Source organism: Parabacteroides sp. AF27-14, assembly GCF_003635425.1.
In the GTDB taxonomy this organism is placed as follows: Bacteria; Bacteroidota; Bacteroidia; order Bacteroidales; family Tannerellaceae; genus Parabacteroides; species Parabacteroides distasonis.
Genome location: NZ_QTLZ01000071.1, coordinates 311 through 679 on the forward strand (window position 1 = coordinate 311; position 369 = coordinate 679).

A 369-nucleotide genomic window follows, 5' to 3' on the forward strand; every position below is an offset into this window, starting at 1 on the left:
CCGCTGTAACTCCAAATCCATTGCTAAATCCAGTCTAGTCACAATGACCTTGTCCATAGGGATGTTTAAATCCTCTCCTATCCTCTCAATGGCTTTCCGTACGTCCTCTAAAGGGAAATCGTGCATGTTGATACCGTAGTAATATTTACATAAGCTACAAGCATTGATTTTTAGAATATGAGTATTTACATACACATTATACCCCTTATATTTCCCACGTACATAAGGGAGGCCATCATTACCAATACAATCACTTCTATCCATCAAATATGGCGACACTTCCGCTAACAAATCTATTTCTGGAACATCTTTCTGATTAAGAACAAAGTCAACCGTATCATATAACATATGACCATGTACCATATCATG

1 pseudogene is annotated in these 369 nt (G+C 37.4%); it reads right to left on the reverse strand.

What is annotated here, in order from left to right:
• Positions 1-369, reverse strand: a pseudogene (locus tag DWY79_RS23245) (hypothetical protein); the annotation flags it as partial.